At 44.4% G+C, this 21,785-nt stretch carries 19 protein-coding genes and 1 pseudogene; 8 read left to right on the top strand and 12 right to left on the bottom strand.

Annotated elements, in window-relative coordinates; all coding sequences use genetic code 11:
• Positions 1-216: 216 nt before the first annotated feature.
• The 6 genes from FM038_RS07165 to FM038_RS07140 all read right to left on the bottom strand — a co-directional run bounded on the left by FM038_RS07165 (position 217) and on the right by FM038_RS07140 (position 9,236).
• Positions 217-453, bottom strand: coding sequence for a hypothetical protein (locus FM038_RS07165; RefSeq protein ID WP_142872611.1), 237 nt, complete (start codon positions 451-453; stop codon positions 217-219).
• A 668-nt stretch (positions 454-1,121) separates the two neighbouring features.
• Positions 1,122-3,098 carry a BCCT family transporter gene (locus FM038_RS07160; RefSeq protein WP_142872610.1) on the bottom strand — a complete coding sequence of 659 codons (1,977 nt, stop codon included), beginning with the start codon at positions 3,096-3,098 and terminating at the stop codon, positions 1,122-1,124.
• Positions 3,099-3,612: 514 nt separating this feature from the next.
• Positions 3,613-4,323 (bottom strand): phosphate signaling complex protein PhoU, encoded by a 711-nt coding sequence (gene phoU / locus FM038_RS07155; RefSeq protein WP_142872609.1) that lies wholly within the window; start codon positions 4,321-4,323, stop codon positions 3,613-3,615.
• A 57-nt stretch (positions 4,324-4,380) separates the two neighbouring features.
• On the bottom strand, positions 4,381-5,199 hold the full coding sequence (gene pstB / locus FM038_RS07150; RefSeq protein ID WP_142872608.1) for a phosphate ABC transporter ATP-binding protein PstB: 819 nt from the start codon (positions 5,197-5,199) through the stop codon (positions 4,381-4,383).
• Positions 5,200-5,275: 76 nt separating this feature from the next.
• Positions 5,276-6,928 carry a phosphate ABC transporter permease PstA gene (gene pstA, locus FM038_RS07145; protein ID WP_142872607.1) on the bottom strand — a complete coding sequence of 551 codons (1,653 nt, stop codon included), beginning with the start codon at positions 6,926-6,928 and terminating at the stop codon, positions 5,276-5,278.
• Between the two features lie 49 nt (positions 6,929-6,977).
• Positions 6,978-9,236, bottom strand: coding sequence for an ABC transporter permease subunit (locus FM038_RS07140; protein WP_195873222.1), 2,259 nt, complete (start codon positions 9,234-9,236; stop codon positions 6,978-6,980).
• 171 nt (positions 9,237-9,407) lie between these two features.
• Here FM038_RS07140 and FM038_RS07135 point away from each other — a divergent pair, with 171 nt between their 5' ends.
• Both FM038_RS07135 and FM038_RS07130 read left to right on the top strand, forming a co-directional pair.
• Positions 9,408-9,908 carry a glycine cleavage system transcriptional repressor gene (locus tag FM038_RS07135; protein WP_142872606.1) on the top strand — a complete coding sequence of 167 codons (501 nt, stop codon included), beginning with the start codon at positions 9,408-9,410 and terminating at the stop codon, positions 9,906-9,908.
• Between the two features lie 252 nt (positions 9,909-10,160).
• Positions 10,161-10,976: a DUF2797 domain-containing protein gene (locus tag FM038_RS07130; RefSeq protein ID WP_142872605.1), complete on the top strand. Its 816-nt coding sequence runs from the start codon at positions 10,161-10,163 to the stop codon at positions 10,974-10,976.
• A gap of 85 nt (positions 10,977-11,061) precedes the next feature.
• On the opposite strand, the gene FM038_RS07125 is transcribed toward FM038_RS07130, so the two are convergent.
• Positions 11,062-11,466, bottom strand: coding sequence for a cupin domain-containing protein (locus FM038_RS07125; protein ID WP_142872604.1), 405 nt, complete (start codon positions 11,464-11,466; stop codon positions 11,062-11,064).
• Between the two features lie 183 nt (positions 11,467-11,649).
• On the opposite strand from FM038_RS07125, the gene FM038_RS07120 reads away from it, so the two are divergent.
• The gene (locus FM038_RS07120) at positions 11,650-13,797 is read left to right on the top strand and encodes a TonB-dependent receptor (RefSeq protein ID WP_142872603.1); all 2,148 of its coding nucleotides are present in this window, start codon (positions 11,650-11,652) and stop codon (positions 13,795-13,797) included.
• A 181-nt stretch (positions 13,798-13,978) separates the two neighbouring features.
• Here the strand turns inward: FM038_RS07120 and FM038_RS07115 are convergent, their stop codons facing one another.
• Complete coding sequence (locus FM038_RS07115) at positions 13,979-14,461, bottom strand: DUF4136 domain-containing protein (RefSeq protein WP_223293015.1); 483 nt, start codon at positions 14,459-14,461, stop codon at positions 13,979-13,981.
• Positions 14,462-14,771: 310 nt separating this feature from the next.
• Here FM038_RS07115 and FM038_RS07110 point away from each other — a divergent pair, with 310 nt between their 5' ends.
• Positions 14,772-15,365 carry a LysE family translocator gene (locus FM038_RS07110; RefSeq protein ID WP_142872601.1) on the top strand — a complete coding sequence of 198 codons (594 nt, stop codon included), beginning with the start codon at positions 14,772-14,774 and terminating at the stop codon, positions 15,363-15,365.
• A gap of 106 nt (positions 15,366-15,471) precedes the next feature.
• Entirely contained in the window at positions 15,472-16,038 is a 567-nt protein-coding gene (locus tag FM038_RS07105; RefSeq protein WP_142872600.1) for a DUF1415 domain-containing protein, read from the top strand.
• 123 nt (positions 16,039-16,161) lie between these two features.
• Here FM038_RS07105 and rbsK read toward each other — a convergent pair whose 3' ends face one another.
• The 3 genes and pseudogenes from rbsK to FM038_RS07090 all read right to left on the bottom strand — a co-directional run.
• Positions 16,162-17,088, bottom strand: coding sequence for a ribokinase (gene rbsK, locus FM038_RS07100; protein ID WP_142872599.1), 927 nt, complete (start codon positions 17,086-17,088; stop codon positions 16,162-16,164).
• A gap of 43 nt (positions 17,089-17,131) precedes the next feature.
• The gene (rihA, locus tag FM038_RS07095) at positions 17,132-18,073 is read right to left on the bottom strand and encodes a pyrimidine-specific ribonucleoside hydrolase RihA (RefSeq protein ID WP_142872598.1); all 942 of its coding nucleotides are present in this window, start codon (positions 18,071-18,073) and stop codon (positions 17,132-17,134) included.
• 144 nt (positions 18,074-18,217) lie between these two features.
• Positions 18,218-18,499: pseudogene (locus FM038_RS07090) on the bottom strand (GNAT family N-acetyltransferase); the annotation flags it as partial.
• Between the two features lie 255 nt (positions 18,500-18,754).
• Between FM038_RS07090 and FM038_RS07085 the strand changes: the two are divergent.
• Both FM038_RS07085 and FM038_RS07080 read left to right on the top strand, forming a co-directional pair.
• Complete coding sequence (locus FM038_RS07085; protein WP_142872596.1) at positions 18,755-19,522, top strand: ribonuclease H family protein; 768 nt, start codon at positions 18,755-18,757, stop codon at positions 19,520-19,522.
• Positions 19,523-19,785: 263 nt separating this feature from the next.
• Positions 19,786-20,025 carry an NAD(P)-dependent oxidoreductase gene (locus tag FM038_RS07080; protein ID WP_199242729.1) on the top strand — a complete coding sequence of 80 codons (240 nt, stop codon included), beginning with the start codon at positions 19,786-19,788 and terminating at the stop codon, positions 20,023-20,025.
• Between the two features lie 166 nt (positions 20,026-20,191).
• Here FM038_RS07080 and FM038_RS07075 read toward each other — a convergent pair whose 3' ends face one another.
• Positions 20,192-20,800 (bottom strand): short chain dehydrogenase, encoded by a 609-nt coding sequence (locus FM038_RS07075; protein ID WP_142872595.1) that lies wholly within the window; start codon positions 20,798-20,800, stop codon positions 20,192-20,194.
• A gap of 125 nt (positions 20,801-20,925) precedes the next feature.
• Between FM038_RS07075 and FM038_RS07070 the strand changes: the two genes are divergently transcribed.
• Entirely contained in the window at positions 20,926-21,777 is an 852-nt protein-coding gene (locus tag FM038_RS07070) for a LysR family transcriptional regulator (protein WP_142872594.1), read from the top strand.
• The last annotated feature ends 8 nt before the right edge of the window (positions 21,778-21,785 follow it).

Here is a 21,785-nt window from a genome sequence, read left to right as displayed (position 1 = left end):
CCTGTAATAATAACTTTTTATTATACAACAGCCATGCTCGATAATGTTCTGCTTCGTTTTTCTAACTGTACAATATCAAGGCTAAGTGGTTGCTGCAATAGAATTATTCTTACAACAACGAACGCAATTAACAGCTGATTATCCGGAAAATAGAACTGCTCAATAACATTCATTGTTTCTAATCTTTACTTTAGCCAAAGCATAATATCCATCTATCTAATAGAGTAAAACCGAAGAGATACCCTTCTTGTAAATCACCAAGTGTAGATGCAGCTGCGGACGTTGATGGCATGGATGCCATCGTCGAGCCTCCATGGATGGATTCACGGCGTGTAGCAGAAGCAACTGCACATCCCCCGCTGGGAAGCGATAAGTAACAATGAAGGTACGACCTTCAAGTACATCTCCAAACATCAAAAACTGGTCGATAATGTTCCAGACATCACTCGACATTCCCTCCACTGACCGATAGGGCCTGCGATATTCCAGATATCACTCAGGCATTTCCCACTTCCGTGTGGGTCAGATGGGGAATGTCTTTAAAGCGTCTGGAACGCTTAAGACCATGGGGTCAGATTCCGGCTCAAAAGCTTTACCGGAATGACAAGGTAGGAAGCTTTAATGAAATGAACCTAAATAAAAATGTAAACCAAATCGAAGAAGCCCCTTTGCTGTAAATCACCCAGTGTAGATGCAGCTGCGAGCTTCCAAAACAGGGCCAAAAATGTTCCATACATTTTTCGGCATTCCCTACGTCCATGTAGGTCAGATACATCCGCAGAGCCTATAGGGACATATTCACGGCGACTCGAAGAAACACCTGCACATCCCTCGCCGGGCAGGCGTTAGATTATATCGAAGGTACGACCTTCAGCTCCACTACTCAACAAAAGCTAAACTCAAGCCAAGCCAACCCAACATCAAAAACTAGATTCCGGCTAAAAACTCCACCGGAATGACAAGGTAAGGAGTTAGAACGAAATGAACCTAAATAAAAATGTAACCCAGCTTCATTTGAAGCAGGCACAAAAAAGCCCTGATGAAACCATCAGGGCTGCTAAGTTGTAACTACTAACATTTAACGACTAACAAATGCGTTCTAAGGCGTTAAACGGTTAACGCTAAGTCTCACTGCCTAAATACTCAGAACTCGATAAGTGCAGATAATGCAGGTACTTCTCATACTGCGTCACCACATCGGCCAGGATTTGATCTTGGGTGAAGCCCATCACATCATAATGCTGACCACCATGCTCTAAAAACACCTCAACACGGTAATATTCAGTTTCACCCTCATCAACTTCACTTTCGATTGGGTTGATAATGGTAAAGGCTCTCACTCTCAAACCATAGGCAAAATCATCGTATTCTTCATTAGCGATAACGAAACGAATGCGATTCTCGAAATGCAGCACTTCTGCTGAAATCTCTTTACTGATAAAGCTTGCACACACCTTGTTTAGCGCAGGTGTGGCGACATTATCGAGGAAGCTCTGCGCATCTTCTTGGCTAGGATGTGAGACTAAAACATCAATGTGGTCTTCCCAGTGCACATTAGTCTTAGTGAACTGCACACTGGTGTTATGTAGCTGCACACTGTTAATTTTTAACCAATCATCTTTAAGTGCTTTATACAGACCAAAACACATCAGCAACATGATCAGTAAAAAAGGCAATGCACTGGCTATCGCCAAGGTTTGCAGCGCTTGTAGACCACCGGCAAGTAACAATACAGATGCAACAACACCTTGCAGTAACGCCCAAAATACTCTTTGCCAAACTGGTGCTTCATGATCGCCACCTGAAGTCAGGTTGTCGATAACTAATGAACCTGAGTCTGATGAGGTGACAAAGAAAGTCACCACTAAACATAGGGCGATGCCAGATAACAGGGTCGAAAATGGCATATGTTCAAAGAACACGAACAAGGCAACCGATACATCTGAGGATACCGCATCACTTAAATAGGTCGCACCATGATTCATGATTGCATCTATCGCCGTATTACCAAATACCGTCATCCAAAGGAAGGTAAACGCTGAAGGTACAAATAACACACCGATTAGGAACTCTCTGATGGTTCGACCACGTGAAACACGCGCAATAAAGGTACCGACAAATGGTGACCAAGAGATCCACCAGCCCCAGTACAGTAACGTCCAGCCACCTATCCAATCATTCTTCTGCTCATAGGCATATAAGTTAAATGTCTTCCCGACAATATCACTCAAATAGCCGCCAGTATTTTGTACAAATGACTGCAACAGCTCCACTGTTGGACCAAAGATAAGCACGAATATCAAGAGTAATACTGCTAAGCCTAAGTTCAATTCACTCAGACGTTTCACACCTTTATCGAGTCCAGAAAAAACTGAGACCGTAGCGATCAGTGAAATACCGATTATCAGGGCGACCTGTATTGTGGTATTGACTGGTACGCCCAGCAGATAATTAAGACCTGAGTTAACCTGTAACACACCAAAACCAAGGGATGTCGCCACACCAAACATGGTGCCAAGTACTGCAAATGTGTCAACCGCATGCCCAATTGGGCCATATATACGCTCACCAATTAGCGGGTAGAGTGCACTTCGAGGTAAAAGAGGTAACTTATGACGATATGAAAAGTACGCCAAGCTTAGGGCTACCACAGCATAGATAGCCCAGGCATGTATACCCCAATGGAAGAAAGTGATCTTCATGGCATCTTTAGCGGCTTGAATAGTCTCAGGAGTCGCATCTGGCGGCGCTAAATAGTGCATCACAGGTTCTGCAACACCAAAGAACATCAAGCCGATACCCATGCCCGCTGAAAACAGCATGGCTATCCAGCTTTTATAGCTGTAATCAGGCTCCGCATGATCTGGGCCTAATTTGATATCACCGAAACGGCTGACCATAACAAAGATGATGAAAATGAGGAAGATGGCTACACCTAAGATATAGAGCCAGCCAGTTTTCATTTCAAACCAAGATTGAATAAACTTAAACACAATTTGTGTTTGTGCAGGCCAAACGGCAGCAACAAACACCATTAACACAATTAGAAAAACGGAAGAGAAAAAAACAGGGGGGTTAATACTAGTTTTGATCGACATACTACTCTCGCAAAATAGCAAATAGTTGATACAACTCACTCAACTACAAGAGATCCCGGCCAACATTAGACGGTGAGGCATCATACAGTTTTATAAACCTGTATCTGTGCCGGAACTCACAATTTGTGAACGCCACTTTGGTTATATATTCAGCGGCTATGTACTCAGGTCATTCAGCACTTTTTTGCAGTCTTGGCTATGAATGCAGTAACGCATAAGCTCAAATCAAAAAAGTCAGAAACTAGATACTCGTGCTCACCCCGATGAAGAGGCTGAAAGACAACAAATCCCATTGAATATCAATCAAACGCTACGCTGGTTAGCACAAGCCTTATACTCGTCTCTATTAAATGCAACCTGTGTACACACAAAGATACTTTAACTATACGTTAATTTAATGGGTAAAACTGAGTAACAGGTAGCACTAAATTACTTAAATAAAATATAACGGGGATAGTAAAAACAAAAATGCAGCTAAAAAGCTGCATTTTTATACGTGGTGCTAGGTTCTAGGTTAGAGATTCAGATCTTTTTCCATCTCTTCATAGGAGACATGACGAACATCCTTACCTTTCACATAATAGATGACGTATTCACAGATGTTCTGACAGCGATCGCCTACACGTTCAATGGCACGTGCAGCCCAAAGTACATCTAAGATTTCCGGAATTGAGCGGGGATCTTCCATCATATAGGTCATGAGTTGACGAATAGTGGCTTCATACTCTCGGTCTATTTTGGTGTCTTCTTTATGTAGCTCAAAAGCCGCATCTGCATCCATACGCGCTAACGCATCGAGTGTGCCGTGCAGAAAACGCGTGGCGTGACGTCCCATGTTGTCTAAGCTAACAAGTAAAGGTTGCTGATTTTTAAGACGTTTATCTAGCGCTGCGCTCGCTATTTTTACACAGGCATCACCGATCCGTTCTAAATCTGTGATGGTTTTAGAGATGGCCAATACTAATCTTAAATCGCTCGCTGCAGGCTGACGCTTAGCAATGATCCGAGTACACTCTTCATCAATAGACACTTCCATGCCATTGACCTTGTGATCACCGTCTATGACTCTCTGAGCCAATTCAGCATCTAAGCTCGCAATAGCATCCAATGACTGCTCTAGCTGACGTTCAACTAAGCCACCCATTGCAAGCACTCGATTACGAATATCATCTAGCTCAGCATTAAACTGACCTGAGATGTGTTTATTTAAGTTCATGTTATCCATCAGTATTAACCTTATTCTGCCATTCAATCCTATCAACAATAGGAACGAGGTACTGTATTAACCGTAGCGACCAGTGATGTAATCTTCTGTTTTACGTTTCTGTGGGGTCGTGAAGATAGTATTGGTATCTGCATACTCAATCAGCTCGCCCATGTACATGAATGCAGTTTGATCTGACACTCGAGCCGCCTGCTGCATGTTGTGTGTCACTATGACGACCGTATATTTCGATTTAAGCTCAGTGATCAGCTCTTCAATCGTCAGCGTTGAAATAGGATCCAGCGCCGAGGTTGGCTCATCGAGCAGCAGTACTTCAGGCTCAATCGCGATGGCACGCGCTATCACCAAACGCTGTTGCTGACCACCAGAAAGGCCAAACGCATTGTCATGTAATCTATCTTTCACTTCATCCCAGATAGCAGCGCCACGCAAAGAACGCTCAGCGGCTTCATCAAGATCGCGTCGATTGTTGAGCCCTTGCAGACGTAGTCCATAAACCACATTCTCATAAATTGACTTAGGAAATGGATTGGGACGCTGAAACACCATACCGACATTTCGACGTAGCGCGGCAACATCGACTTTTTTATCGTAGATGTTCTGCCCATGAAGCAAGATCTCCCCGCTAATATGACAGTGATCAACAAGATCATTCATGCGGTTGATACAACGTAATAAGGTCGACTTACCACAACCACTTGGACCAATAAAAGCTGTCACTTGCTTTTGCGGAATTTTCATCGACACATCAAACAGTGCCTGCTTGTCAGCATACTTAAGATCTAAGTTACGGATCTCCAGTGCAGTATTTTCCTGACTCAAATTATTCAAATCGATTGGGTTTTTGCTCATTGCTGACTTATCTATCGAAATCATGTTATTCCTACCACTTTAACTGTTTTGTGCGGCTCACAATACTCATGAGCCGATTTAATCTATTCACTAACGAGATTTAGTGCTCTAGGGAGCGGTATTTCTCACGTAAATGATTTCGAACCGCTATCGCTGTCAGATTCAGGGACACAATGACAGATACCAGCAAGAAAGAAGTGGCATAAACCAAAGGTCTGGCCGCCTCAACATTCGGGCTTTGGAAGCCCACATCATAAATATGGAAACCTAAATGCATAAACTTACGCTCAAGGTGCACGAAGGGAAAGTTCATATCAACCGGCAGAGTCGGAGCCAATTTCACTACCCCCACCAACATCAATGGTGCAACTTCACCCGCGGCTCGAGCAACTGCAAGGATCAACCCGGTCATAATTGCAGGGCTTGCCATCGGAATGATTATTCGCCATAAGGTTTCAGCTTTTGTTGCTCCTAGCGCTAAGCTGCCTTGACGGACTGAACTTGGAATACGGCTTAAGCCTTCTTCAGTCGATACGATGACCACTGGCAAAGTTAAAATGGCCAAGGTTAACGCCGACCAGATCACACCTGGAGAGCCGAATGTCGGAGCAGGCAGTGCTTCCGGGTAGAAGAGTTGATCTAGAGTGCCACCAAACATATAAACGAAGAAACCGAGACCAAACACACCATAAACGATGGAAGGTACACCCGCTAAGTTAATCACCGCAATACGGATCATCTTAGTGACAGGACCTTTCTTAGCATACTCATGCAGGTAAATCGCAGCAACAACCCCAAATGGCGTCACGATAACAGCCATCAACATCACCATAAATACCGTGCCAAAGATAGCTGGAAATACGCCGCCTTCGGTATTAGCTTCACGCGGATCATCGCTAACAAAGCGCCCTACTCCCACGAACCAATGTCCTAATTTACTCACCACACTGAGTCGATTCGAATAAGTCACATCAAGAATCGTATCTAACTTGAGCGTCACTTCCTGGTTTCGCATGTCTTTGAAAATCACTGAATCTCGTGCCGCTTCGCTCCTGAATGCAAAGAACTGCTTTTCCAACACCAGATAATCAGCTTGTAAACTCGCCGCTTGAGCTGCTAACTCAGTTTTCTTTGCTTCAGTAAGCTCACCGTCTAGCTCGTAGCGACGCTCTTGAAGTCGTAATTTTTCGAGCGCATAGTTAATCGAACCAATTTCACTTTTTTGCAGTCTAACGGCCTGGTTATTCAACTCGACCGCACGATCTACGTGAGAATCTAGAGAAGTTTCAACATCATCAAGTTCGAGCCGCTTACCGTTCTCAACCACGGCAACTGGATAGCCATAAAAGTCACCATTTTTGGTTCGCTCGATAACGGCAATATCTTCCGGCTGATGACGAGAGACAATATCTGTCGCCAGAATCCAACGAAAATCTAAACCAACAAACTCACGGTTACCTGTTTTTACCAGGTATCGAGTCACACTCTCTCCTGGTGAGGTTGCAAAGACATGCCCAGCTGATTCTAACTGCTCGGTGGGCACTTCTTCGGTATCGTAAATTTCACCAATTAAGGTATACACTTGACCTTCTGGAGCTTTCATTTCCCATTGATAGATCTCAGCAGGCCAAAAGTAACTTAATCCTCGCCAAGCTATCATCAACAACAAGCCTAAAACGGCAATCAAGCTGATGCTCACTGCACCGCCGGTCATCCAAACCCACGGCGACCCTGACTTAAACCAGTTACCCATGATACTTATTCCCTAAATTCATATATCTAATCATCATGTTCATCGCTATTTAAAGTGAGCTATAACGTTCACGAAGACGTTGTCTAACGACTTCAGCTATGGTGTTAAAGAAGAAAGTGAAAATAAACAATACAAAGGCTGCTAGGAAGAGCACTCGGTAATGCGAGCTACCAATCGCCGATTCAGGCATCTCGACGGCAATATTTGCCGCGAGCGTCCGCATGCCTTCAAACACACTCCACTCCATGATGGCTGTGTTACCCGTAGCCATAAGTACAATCATGGTTTCACCAACTGCTCGACCGAGTCCCATCATGACGGCAGAGAAGATCCCAGGACTGGCTGTTAATAACACAACACGAGTCAAGGTTTGCCAGTTAGTCGCTCCTAGAGCCAAACTTCCGTTTGATAAGTGGCGAGGTACAGAGAACACCGCATCTTCGGCAATAGAGAAAATAGTAGGAATAACCGCGAAGCCCATGGCAATACCGACAACGAGTGCGTTGCGTTGATCGAAGGTAATACCAAGCTCGTTAGTGATAAACATGCGTGAATCACCATCGAAGAATGCAATCTCAAGGCTTGGACTAATCGCAAAAGAGAACCAGCCAACAAATAAAATCACCGGCAATAACATCAATTCTTGATAGGTTTCCGGTAAACGCTGCTTAACGCTATCTGGCAGGTTATGCCAGGTAAATGCTGTCGTTAGGATAGAAACAGGCAAGAGCACCAGTAGCATTAAAATACCCGGTAAATTATCTTCAATCAGAGGGGCTAGCCAAAGACCCGCTAAGAAGCCCAAAATCACAGTAGGTAAGGCTTCCATTATCTCAATGGTCGGTTTAACCACAGCGCGTATTTTTGGTGACATGAAGTATGCGGTATAGATGGCACCAGCAATGGCTAATGGCGTGGCAAATATCATGGCGTAAAATGCGGCTTTCATGGTACCGAAAGCTAATGGCATCAAGCTTAACTTGGCCTCAAAGTCATCAGAACCAGATGTCGACTGCCACACATATTTCGGCTCAGGATAACCTTCATACCACACCTTACTCCACATGGCGCTCCATGAGACTTCCGGATGGGTATTGCTGACACTGAATAGGTGCAGCTTATTATCAGCTTCAATCACCAAGGCATTTGAACGTGGACTAAAGCCCATTGAACCGATATTTCTCAACTCGAAATCTGCAGAGAACAGCTTTCTTTGGCTAGTGGTATACAGCAGTGACAAGTGGCCTTCATCACTGATGGTGACAAAGCTTTTACGGTAAAATTCCGAAGCCACACTCTTGATACCCGCATCACTTTTAAAGTCGCGGATCTCTTGATATTGACGCCCCTGCTCACCGTTGACCTGAAAGTATTGTTGAACGAGTCCAGAGTCATAACTCACCAACACTGAGCTAGCACCAGCAAGCAAACTAATGTTAGTCACATTGGCCCCCGTACGGCCAAGCTCTAATACTTGCAGTAATGAAACGGCTTCGGCATCACGAATATCGAAAACAAACAGCTTGTTATCCGATCTTAATAAAAGTTGACGTTGGTCCGGAGTCATTAGTTGTTGTTGAACTCTGGCTGGAGCATCAGTTATCGTGCTGCTGTATGCAGTCCACTCGACCTCTTCGGTCATCATGTTCTCTTCACCTTCTTGGCGTGAGAGTCGCCAAACCTGATCATCGCCCTGATAAGCAAATGTCATCTTATCGCTGCTGTAATCAAAAGCTAGGTTATGAATGCCATGACCAGATTCATCGACGGTCATCGGTGCTTTACCGTTAGGGAAACGTAAATTAGGCGTAATGAGGCGCTTGTTGCCTGGATAAGTGACAGCGAATTCGATTCCAGCAATTACCACTTGTCCATTATCTAAGCCCAGAGCAAATCTCTGTTCACTTGGAAAAGAGGTTGAGCTGCTGACAACTTTGCTGTTTTGAGGAATAGCCAGCTGTTCAGTTTCAATTAATTTTGATGAGCTAACATCATAAAAATCAACTTGACCTGTTTGAGAAACTCGATAGATGACTTCATTCTGTTCGTCGCTACCCACCATCAAGGCTGGCACAGAATCATCAAAAACTTCGACACTCATGACTGGCGTCACATCGGCGCTGTCAAAGATAGGCTTCACTACGTATAAAAGGTAAAAGAAGATCAATAAAAGGGCGACAAAAACCATTGCCCCCCCCACAGTCACTCCAAATTGAGTGAGCCTGTCCATAATTGCTCTTCTACTCGAGCCTTTGCCCATCAGTATACTTTGAGCCTTAGAATCAGGATTTACGGCCTGAATTTCCATTAGAACCTCGTTTATTAAATAGCCATGTGACTTTTCGCTGGGATTGTTTCATTTCCTATGCTAACAATAGTTTAGAAACAATCTCATTATTCTGATGTGTGGGATTATATGACGTAAAGATGACACTAGTGTTACAGTCGAAGATTTAATATAGATAGGAGCAATATCAACATGTTACATTACTTAGTCACACTACAAGTCGCAGACAAAAAAGGCCTTGTTGAGCAAATTGCCCATGCTGTTAGTCGACATGGCGGTAATTGGCTAGATTCTGAGCTAAAACATATCGATGGAATATTTGCAGCAATCTTGCTACTAGAGGTTCCAGCTTCTAATTGGGATAATTTAGTAGACAGTCTAGAATGTATTGAAGGTTTGACCATGACCTTCTCTAAAACCAGCAAACAAACTAACGAACTCAAACAGCAAAGTTTCTCGTTAGTTGCCTATGACAGACCGGGTTTGGTGCATGATATTTCTAATAAAATAAGCGCATTAGGCATCAACATAGAAAACTTTAGCAGCAGCTATGAAAGTGCCAGCCACACAGGTATAGCTCTTTTTCGAGCCAACTTCGATCTCGGTATGAAAAATTCCGAACAAGAAGAGAGGCTCTGTGAAGCACTTTATGCTATCGGTGATGATGTGGTACTCGATAAAATAAGCCGTTAAATCTGCCACAGACCCAAGAATAAACCAGGCTCAATCTCAACATCGGGGAGAAGCTTCTCTTCGATGACTTACTCCTCGATACTCCCCTCACTTAGCCTCCATCTATACCTCTTTACAAAATCACTTCGCAATCGAATAAATCAATCAAGACCGAAGTCAACAACCTGATATACTGAAACCAATAAGATCGTCAATGTCATGTAAATACCATTGTCAGGAACCGCCAGAGCTCCCTCAATGATAGGAAAAAATATGTTAGGAACCATCAAGAAAATGCGCGCCACACTGGATGATAACCAGCAGGTGCAGTATCAGTTGCCAGTTGGCGACGATTTATTAGATATGAACCCACTCATCGGCACCACAGTGACCTTGACCCATACCGGTAAAATTTGCTGTAGTAACTGCGGTAAACGTACAAAAAAGAGTTATTCTCAGGGTCATTGTTTTGTCTGTATGAGAAAACTGGCTAGCTGCGACATGTGTATCATGAAGCCTGAGACCTGCCACTTTGCCGAGGGAACATGCCGCGAGCCAGAATGGGGAGAGGCTAACTGTTTTGTGCCTCATTATGTTTACCTATCGAATACTTCGGGGTTAAAAGTTGGCATCACACGTCATACTCAACTGCCAACCCGTTGGATCGATCAAGGCGCGACTCAAGGTCTACCGATTTTGAAAGTGTCTACCAGACAGATCTCCGGACTTGTCGAAGTGGAACTCGCCAAGATGATCGCCGATAAGACCAACTGGCGCACTATGCTTAAAGGCAACGCTGAAGATATCGATCTAAAAGCCAAGGCTGCAGAATTATTACCAGAAGTCGAAAATAAAATTCATGAGATTTGTATGGCCCATGGTGAATATGCCATCGAGAAGCTCGATGAAGATATTCAGGCAATCAGGTTTCCAGTGACCGAGTTTCCAACCAAGATAAGCTCACATAATTTCGATAAAGAACCTGTGGTTAGCGGTGTTTTACTCGGTATAAAAGGTCAGTATTTAATTTTCGATACTGGCGTGATCAATCTGAGAAAGTTCACCTCTTATGAGATTAGCGTAGGCTAAGCTGACGCTATACACTGTTTCAACAGAAAAGCTCATGTATGTCATGAGCTTTCTTATTTATTAATAGTCAATTTAACAATGCTAATTAGTGTTTATGATCTAACACCGTCACTTTATCCCCCTGCTCCGCCAGGTAAAACACCACGATTTTGGCCGGCTCTTCGCTGATGTTTTTCCCATAGTGAGACGTGTTAACCAACTCAATAAGCGTATCCCCAGCCTTTAGATTTTTCTGTTTACCGTCGCGTGTGTACACCATCAACTCACCGCTCAGAAGTATGCCTGCATTAATCACTGGATGCTGATGCCAAGGCAACTCTTCACCCGACGCTATCACTATCTCTTTAATTGTCACTTCAGGCTGGGTCAATGAGTATGCAGGCAGTTTATTCCCGTCCCATGACTCAGTCGATTTAATCAAATCTTTAGAGGTCGCTGCACTCACAGAAAATGAGCCAAGCAGAAAAACTAGCCAACACAGTTTAAGCATACAAATATCCTTTTATACGATTCTTTAAACATGATACGGGTAAAAAAGTGTGATCAGCAACACGTAATAACTCAAAAACCGCACTTGAACAGCAACAAACACATTACATATGTAAATAAGCTTCAAATGATATTGATAATCTATATCATTCGCGTCACATTATTTACATTGTCAGGATCTACAATGCCACTATCTTTAAGCAAAACAGCTATCGCCACACGCTGTGCGCTGCTTTGCCTCGCTCTGCCTTCACTGTCTGTCATCGCCGATGAACATAACACTTCAAATAACTCGATGGAGCGGATGATTATCACCGGCAGCCGAAGTGTCGAGCGCATCGATGAAGTGCCATCTTCGGTCACCTTGATTGACAATAAAATGCTTAAGCAAGATATCTTAGTTAGTTCAGAGCTGCAGAACATACTGGCGTTCCGTGTTCCTGGAATGGCGCCAAGCTCGGGCACCTCTAGTAACTCAGGACAAACATTACGTGGCCGCCAAGCATTGATCATGATTGATGGTGTGCCTCAATCTACGCCACTAAGAAATGGTCAGCTGGGTATTCGCTCTATTGATGCTGCTACGATTGAACGTATCGAAGTGATTAAGGGAGCCACCTCAATTTATGGTAATGGCGCATCAGGCGGCATCATTAACTACATCACCAAAAAAGCCAGTAGCGATGACAAGGCCAGAGTACAGGTTGGCGCATCGAGCAAATTCAGCGCAGTAAAATTTGAAGATACTCCAGGTTATCGTTTCGACGCCTCAATTGATGGCACGGTCGATAACTTCAGTTATGTAGTCAGTGGCGCCATTGAAGAAACAGGCCTACAGCGTGATGCAGAAGGTGATGTTATTGGCCTTAAATATGGCTTATCTGAAACCCAATCAAAAAACCTATTTACGAAACTTGGTTATGCCTTCGATGAAGAAAAATACCTGCAGCTAACTTACAACTATTACGATTCTCAGCAAGAAACTGACTATGTTGATGTGGTCGGTAGCGTCAATAGCGGTGTTAAAACTTATGCTATTAAGGATACTTCAGGGGTGCCCAAGATAGGCGAACCTCAGGGGCCACGTGGCAACCATAACCTGATGCTGAAATATGTTGATGATGAGTTGTTTACCAATACTCAGCTGACTGTCGATGGCTACGCACAAATCATAGAAAACATGTTTTTCTACTCAACACGACTGTCAAACCCCAGTGAAGGTTATGCCGGTGGACAATCGTATATTAAGTCGGATAAAAAAGGTCTGCGAGTTAACTTCAATACACAAGTCGATTGGGACGATGTCGAAGTCAGCTTTATCTACGGTCTTGATGCACTAAACGATGTCAGTTCTCAACCGCTCGATGACGGCCGGATCTGGGTACCTGAAATGGACATGACAAATTTAGCCGCCTACTTACAAACCAAAATAGTGATCTATGATGACTGGATTGTGAAAGCGGGTATTCGTCAAGACAGTGTCGATCTGAAGGTCGATGACTACCAGGCACTCAAAGTGTGTATCGATGCTGATACATGCTCAGTGCCTATGAATGTAACTGGCGGCACGATTGACTATGACACGACGACATTTAATGTCGGCATCAGATACAATATGAATGATTATTTCAGCCCATTCATGAGTTTCTCTCAAGGCTCTGACATCTCAGATCTTGGCCGTTTACTGCGCACAGCAACCGTCGATGATATCTCGTTAATCCAAACTGAAGCCTCAATTGTCGATAACTACGAAGTGGGTATTTCCGGCGCCTTTGAAGATTTTAGCTATGAAATTGCTGCATTTCGCAGTGAATCAGAGCTAGGAACGGGTAGCGAATACATTGAAGCAACTGGCGTTTATATGCCAGTGCGTGAGCCACAAAAAATTTGGGGCTATGAAGGGCAGATCAATTATCAAATACAAGATAACTTGAGTACCAGTGCCAGCTATAGCTGGATAGAGGGCAAGAACACAGATAAAGATACCTATCTAGACGGTAAAACAATTTCAGCACCCAAATTTACCGCAACACTTAACTGGCAGCCCGTTGAACAAGCTAATATCGGCATCAACTATCTGTATGTTGGTGACCGTAAACGCTTTGAACCTGTCAATGATAAGTATGTCGGCACTCAAGGACCCGTTAGCAGCTATAACTTGGTCAACTTGAGTAGCAGTTATCAAATCGACAACTGGCAGCTATCTCTTGGTATTGAGAACTTGCTCAATGAAGATTATTACTCGGCTCGCTCGCAAGCCTATACCTACTCAGGCTATAACACTAAGGGACTTGGCACTACTGTTAACCTTGGCGTAAAAGCCACCTTCTAATAAATTGGTATCTTTAATGCCCTTAGTATTTAAATAGGGCTACAAGCAGTTGCTCATGCTTAGCGCCCCAACGGTAAGCTCGAGCGTAAAAAAGGCGCCTTAGGGCGCCTTTTTTACACTTGTTGTTCTAAATAATGTCAGAGTAGAAGCTAATCTTTCTCCTGAACAACTATCTTTGAAATTAAATGCGAGGAACACTCCCCAACATTAAAGAAACGAGTTCGTCAAAACGCTGTTGGCGCTCTTTACCTGACTGTTCGAAATCAGTAAACCCCTGGGCCAATACCCTCCAAGCAGGTTGTAGTTGCATAGGATTAAATACAGCCACTAACACCGAGCCTTTTTCATATTGCTCAGTATCTATTCCAGTAGTAGAAAGTCCAGGAACGAGTCCAGCTTTCTTAAGGATCTCTTTATCACTCATTTCAGAGCCCAGCGCGAGGCCAAACCCCAAGAGTAAATCAGGCGATTGATCGATAGAGACCAAATGATAGCCTTTCGACTCCATCACTTGTGTTAAGGCAACTTGCATATGACGAACCACTTTATCACTGTCAATTCTCTCACCTGCAACCACATTTGCCAACGAAGGGTGCCAGGCGAAGCTGGAGTTTTTGCCAGAAATAAAACCTAGATCACCAGTTGTCACCATAGTGGTGCGCATTGGGCTCGTTTCAATATGCTCGGCTGTGACGCAAGCCGTTAGAAATGTCATTAGACATAAAAAGATTAATTTTTTGATAGTGAGGTTCCTTTTCGATATCACACAATGGGCATTTAACAGTATTCAATACTCCAACAATAACTTAGCTGAGGTTAACCTAAGCTGACTCATAAGTAACCAAAATTACAAACATTGTAATCAAGCAGAACCCCTCTTTGAACCATGAGCAGATTTAGCTATTCCTAAGGTATTAATGTCCGTTAAACTAGCCGTTCCTTTTTGAATCACCGTCGATTTTATCATAGGTCCCATGGAACTTATTTTTGCGATTGCCCTGTTTGCGTTCTCATCTGGGATCACACCTGGCCCCAACAACGTCATGTTGATGAGCTCAGGGGTAAATTTTGGTATTAAACGTAGCCTGCCACACTTAACCGGGATCTGTATCGGCTTCCCTTGTATGGTGCTCGCCATAGGATTAGGCTTAAGCGCGGTATTCCAAGCCTACCCAATGCTGCATATGGTTATAAAATATGTCGGCATAGCTTATTTGCTCTACTTGTCATGGCTGATCGCCAATAGCAGCAGTAAGATGGAAGGCAAAGGTAGCGCTAACCCATTAAGTTTCCTACAAGCAGCCGCCTTTCAATGGGTAAACCCCAAAGGCTGGATCATGGCTGTAGGTGCTGTAGCCACCTTTACCAGCATAGATACTGCCATCACGCCACAAGTTGTCACCATAGCGCTGGTATTTCTCGCCGTGGCTTTTCCCTGTGCAATCACTTGGTTAGGGTTTGGGGCAGCCTTAAAGCGGCTGTTAAAAAGTCCACGCCAACAGAAGATTTTCAATGTCAGTATGGCCCTATTATTAGTTGCCTCAATTATTCCTATGGTGTTGCCTTGAGCACTCAGTCACAACAGTCTCAAACTGAGGCTTGCACCCAGCAAGTTTCCTCCCTATCCTTGCGCTTCATCAACGCGTAACCCAAACAGATTAAGGCTAGACCACTATGTCACAGCACGAACAGGACAAGGAATTGCAACTCATTGCTCAGCACACTCAAAACTGGGTTGAACGTGTCATCATGAAATACAATATCTGTCCATTTGCACGTCGTGAAGTAGAGCAAGGCAGCATACGTTACGCTGTGATTGATGAATCTAAGATGCATATGGTGCTCGAATCTTTGATCAGCGAATGCAAATTTCTAGATGAAAATCCTGAGGTTGAAACTTGCCTATTTATTATTCCCAGAGGTTTTGAAGGATTTTATCCCTATCTGGACTTGGTCGACTTAGCCAACGAACGGCTTATCGATCAAGGTTACGAAGGCGTGTATCAGTTAGCCAGCATGCACCCTGACTATTGCTTTGACGGCGAGCCCATGGATGAGCCCTCAAACTATACCAACCGCTCTCCTTACCCTGTGCTACATATCATTCGAGAAGCGAGTATGGAAAAAGCTCTTGCTGACTATAACGAGCCAGAAACCATTCCGGAGCGAAATATCGAATTTTCCCAGCGTAAAGGCAGTGAGTTTTTCGCTAAGCTATTATCTGAATGCATGAAAAAGTAAGTCTAATACCAATCAGTATCAAATAAGCTCAATTTATAAAATATTGGCTGTAGTTTTAGACATGAAGAAGGGGCCAAATACAGCCCCTTCTGAAGTTTACATTTATTAATTTTTACACCATATTTAAAGCGAAAAATCCAACTCACTCCGCTTAGGGATCCCACGCTGAGCCCCATGTCGCGTCACGGCGATGGCAGCTGATTGATTGGCAAAATCGATTGCTTTTTTCATCTCCATGCCTTCGGATAAGCCCACCATCAGTGCACCATTGAAGGTATCTCCAGCAGCGACTGTATCGACAGGCGTCACCTGATAACCTTTAATCAAACCTTGGAACTTTTCCCCTGTATTTTCACTGAGAAAAGCCCCCTGAGATCCTAAAGTTATAATAACTACAGAAACACCAGATCGATGCAAGGCCGTAGCGGCATTAGCCGCTGATTCTAGATCGGTAACCCTCACTCCCGTCAATGCCTCGGCCTCAGTCTCGTTAGGCGTAATAATATCTACTAAAGATAACAAGTCATCGTCTAGTCTCGCCGCTGGTGCAGGGTTAAGTATGGTTTTACATCCGTGTTTGCGTGCCTGCTGCAATGCAGCCCTAACACTCGCCAGCGGAGTTTCCAGCTGGATAATCAGACTGTCTGAAAGCTCGAAAACAGACTCACATTCATCTATCCATTCGGCCGATAGACGCGAGTTAGCGCCCGAAGCGACCCCGATTGAATTTTCTCCGTTACCACCGACAAAAATCATCGCGCTCCCGGTAGCGACATCTTCAAACTGCTTAATGTGCTCCAGAGCGATACCGTCCTGATTCCAGCTATTCACCATGGCATCGGCAGCGTCGTCACAACCCAAAGCACAGATGAAACTAACTTCAGCCTCATCGCCTTTAAGTCTGGCACAAGCCACTGCCTGATTCGCCCCTTTGCCACCGTGTTCGATACGATAACCCTCACTCATCAGGGTCTCGCCAGCTTTGGGCAAACAATCAAACTCCATCACGTGATCGATATTGGCGCTGCCAATGACCAAAAGTCTTGTCATATAACCTGGTTCTCTTATTTTTATAACGTATTTAAATTAGAAGCTATTTATTGTAAGCCTGCAGGCAGTCGACAATTAGATCGACAAAGCCGTCACGATCCACATCGAACAACACCTTGGCATTGGGCTTATTACCCGATAGCTGATATCTATCCACGACTGTCATACCTTGAGTATACTCTCCCTTAGTCTCTATACCGACCCAAGCATCTTGAGCTGTAAACAGCTCAGGTTTCAGCAACCAGGCTATGGTGCAAGGGTCGTGCAGAGGTGCGCCCTTGAGTCCCCATTTAGGATCTTGATGATAGATCATGAAGAAATCCAACAGACCCGCGACGCACTGAGCCACGGGATTATCTATGGCGCGAATTCGTTCTATATCTTGTTGCACGATATAAGCTTGGTGAGTCACATCCAGCCCACACATGACGATGGGAATACCTGATTTAAACACCATATCGGCAGATTCAGGATCAACAAAAATATTAAACTCGGCGGCTGGCGTCCAGTTACCCGCAGCCGCAGCGCCCCCCATCAAGACAATGCTGTCTATCTTAGCGTGCAATTCGGGATGGCTGGCTAGCAACAAGGCGATATTGGTCAAAGGGCCCGTAGGGTTAAGAATAACCGGAACCTCACTGGCACGAATTTTCTGCGCCATTAGCTCCACCGCGTTAAGCTCAACCGGAGCAAAACCAGGATCTGGTAGCTTAGGGCCATCTAGGCCAGACTCGCCGTGCACATTGTCGGCGATGATCAATTCCCGCGCCAGCGGTTTAAGTGCGCCGCCAGCCACAGGCACGTCATATTGCTCCAGTAAAGTCAGTATGCGCAGCGCATTATTGAGTGTCTTATCCGGTGTCTGATTGCCGGCACTCGTGGTCACGGCCAACACATCTAAGGCTTTAGTACTGAAAGCAAGAATAAGGGAGATGGCATCATCATGGCCTGGATCACAATCACAGATAATGGGACGACTCGTCATACTATTTACTCCTAAAAATTCAAAAAATGGACCTAAGTGGTCGAAAAATATATCTAACTGGTAACAGAGTTTACCTAAGACTAAGGGGAATTCTGTGAGTCAGCCTACAGCCTGAATAGCTGGGGAGATGCAAAGCAGCGTGGATCATAGTAATTTACACATGGGAATACACATAAGTTTGATACCACTGGGGTGCCGCCATTGAGTCTCATCTCCAGCGATATATCCTAACTCTTGATAAAAACCGACAGCATTTAATGAAGAGGATAAGCTTAATTCTTCAACGCCCGCTTTTTTAGCCTGCACTTCCAACTCGGTCGCGAGTAACTTACCTATGCCCATACCGACGGCCTCCACGTCAACAAAAACAGCCTCTAACCGACATTGAGCGGCATCGATAAATCCAAATCCCAGGATCCTCCTTGAGTAGGCTGCTTTAACTCAATGTAAAAACTTATGTGCTTAATTTCACAGCTATTCTCATCTGAGTCAACCTAGCGTCTTATATGGGGTTAGCCTAGCCGCTTAAGAAAGTAAGCTCTCCCTTAAATCTGCAGTAAGATTGCGCAATCTACCTCAGTCTTATCGCTTCTTGCCTCTGATTAGGTGACTTTTGCGCTGGGTAACCGTAGTATTTGCCACAATATATTTTCTTTTGTTTAGTAACGTTAAGAGTATCAAATGGCTAAAAAGTTTTATGTGGTTTGGGTCGGTCGAGAAACTGGGATTTTTACCACCTGGGATGAAGCCAAGCGTCAGGTCGATAAATTCCCTAAGGCCAAGTTCAAATCTTTTCCAACAAAAGCCGAAGCCGATGCCGCATTTTCAAAAGGTGCATCGAGCGCCTATGCTGCTAAGCCAGCTAATACCTCTAGCCCAAGCAAGAGTCAAAAAGCCCCTTCGGCTAAAACATCAGCCTCTAACGCTGACTACGATGTCGTTATCTACACCGATGGTGGCTGTGAGCCCAACCCAGGTAAAGCGGGCTCTGGCGTAGCCGTATATAAAGATAACGCTTTGTCTGAACTTTGGTACGGCCTATATAATAGCTACGGCACCAACAATTCCGCCGAACTCAATGCACTGCATCAGGCGCTATTACTTGCAGAAGAGAACTTGGCAGCAGGCAAGTCAGTACATATCCGTAGTGACTCCCAATACTCAATCAATTGCATCACTAACTGGGCCTATGGCTGGAAAACCAAAGGCTGGAAGCGTAAGACTGCCGGGGATATCAAGAACCTGGAGATCATTCAGGCATCACATGCCCTATATGATGAGCTTAAAGAAAAGCTGGTGATCTCCCATGTGGCGGCTCATATTGGCATCGAAGGTAACGAGCTAGCCGATAGAATGTCTATCTATGCCATAGATAAAAAAGATGAAGCATTTTGCCGTTACCCAGAGCCAATAGAACTTGCTGGGATTTTAAGTTTACGCGCGGGTTAATCCTCATAATGTAAAGAGCCCCTTTTAGGGGCTTTTTATTGTCAGCAACTAATCAACAAACATCAATCAATAGGCCTAATCCACGGGCGCTAACCGTTTTATATCCTCTTGCCATTGCTCTGCGATAAAATGACGGGATTAGCCTGATCGCAGGGTAACCTGACAATGCCTTTTCCTCGACTGGCTGAGCGAAGCAACAAACCCACATCATTATCTTGAATATTACCTTTCACCCAGCAGAATATCACACAGAGTCAGTAGAGATGGGCAAGGCACTGGAGGTATTTCGTCAAAGTACCAGTCCCATTAACTGGACTTTTATCAGTCCGGCGGCGCTGATTTTCCCTGGTGAAAAACAAGCCCTGTATCGTGTTGGCGCAGAGCAATTACTCGTCGATTCAGAGGGAAATAGCAAGATATCGGTCAGTGACTATGCACTCGCCATGATCGATGAGCTGGAAGCCGCTAAATATCCCCAGCAACGCATCGGGGTTGCTTATTAATTGACAAGGATAGAAATAAAAATGGTCAGTGCTGTGCTTCAGTGTAGTGTTAATGTAGAAAACCGTAGAAAACACACTGACCTTTTCACTCTTCTCGATAGCGATTTGCCAATCACTGTTAACCAATTACCTCAGCTAATGGCTACTGAGAAGTAAATATGCCGGTTTATTCATCTAAACCTCCTATGGCTTGATAAACAACACCATTCTTCTGCCCGCTAACACTGGCAGCATAATAGGCAGCAAGCTCATCGGCTGGCATACCAGTACTGCTGTCCATGCCGAGCATCTCCATGGTTTCTTTGACGAAACTTGGGCTCACAGCATTAAGCCTTTTGCCATCAGTCAATTCAAGTGCTGCAGCCCCTACGAAACCATTGACTGCAGCTGTTGCCATAGAGATAGCAGCAGTCCCAGGTGATGGATTATTTGAAGACTGGCCCGATGTTAAGGTGATCGAGCCGCCCTGATTGAGGTATTCCAATCCTATTCTAACCAGATTGACCTGCCCCATGACTTTACTGTCTAGCACAGTCTGGTAACCAGAGTCTGGCATATCCGCAAGGCTGCCCATGGCACCATTACCTGCCATGCTCACCACCGCATCGACCATGCCGACTTGCTCAAACAGGGCTCGAATCGATTCCTTACTCTGGGTATCGACTGTTATCGCTCCGCGGCTATGGCCCACCGAGATAACATCATGGAGTTGTGATAAATGCTTCACTACTGCTTGACCAATAACGCCGTTTGCACCGATTGCTAAAATTTTCATCGTCTTTGCTTCCTTTTCTCATGTGATTTTCATTCAGTGAGCTTGTTCGAATGAGATAACTGTAAGGCAACACTTGTTCACAAAAAAGCATAGCTTTTAGTACATAACGGTCATATTATTAGACCATGGTGAATTTAGAACATCTTCAGGTTATCGATACCATCTGTGCAGAGGGCAGCTTTCAAAAAGCCAGCGAGAAACTGCATAAGGTGCGCTCGGCTGTGTCCTACTCAGTAAAACAAGTAGAAACCTATTACGATCTTCAGATCTTTAACCGTCAAACTTATCGACCAGAGCTCACTGCAGACGGCAAACTCTTAATCGTTAAAATTCGACAGTTACTCAAGCAGGCAAGTGATTTCGAAACTTACGTCAATGAACTCAAAGGCGAGAGTGAGACAGAACTTCGTCTGGGCGTTAGCTCCAACTTCCCCTTAGATAAAATCACTCAGTTATTGCTCGAGCTTAAGCAAGACTTCCCTAGCACCACGATTCATCTAGAGATCGAAGTCGCATCCGGTGAGAGAATGCTACTGGATGAAAAGGTCGATATTGCTATATATGGCACCCCTTTTAAAAATAAAGCGGTGGACTATAACTTAATCGATACCATGAATATTCCCCTGCTTATCTCTACACAGCTGCCTCTTGATGATACGAGTCATGTCACTGAGGATGAACTTGCAAACTATCCTCAGGTCATCGTCAAATCTACTGACAAAAGATCGCCAGATACCAGTATTATTGATGAAGCGCTTAAGTGGTATGTCACTGACCTGCACACTAAAAAGACCTTAATCACTCAAGGCCTTGGCTGGGGACGCCTGCCTGAACATATGGTGAAGAAAGAGCTGAAATCAGGGGAACTCGTTAGCTTAAATACCTTAGGTGATTTCAAACTGCCTATGTATATCGCTAAGCTAAAAAATAGGGCCTTGGGACCAGTAGCCCTTAAAATCTGGAACTATTTCCAGTAAGTTTAATA

This window comes from Shewanella eurypsychrophilus, assembly GCF_007004545.3.
GTDB lineage: Bacteria > Pseudomonadota > Gammaproteobacteria > Enterobacterales > Shewanellaceae > Shewanella > Shewanella eurypsychrophilus.
Note: the sequence above shows the minus strand (reverse complement) of the source record. Positions and strands in the feature narration are given on the sequence as shown.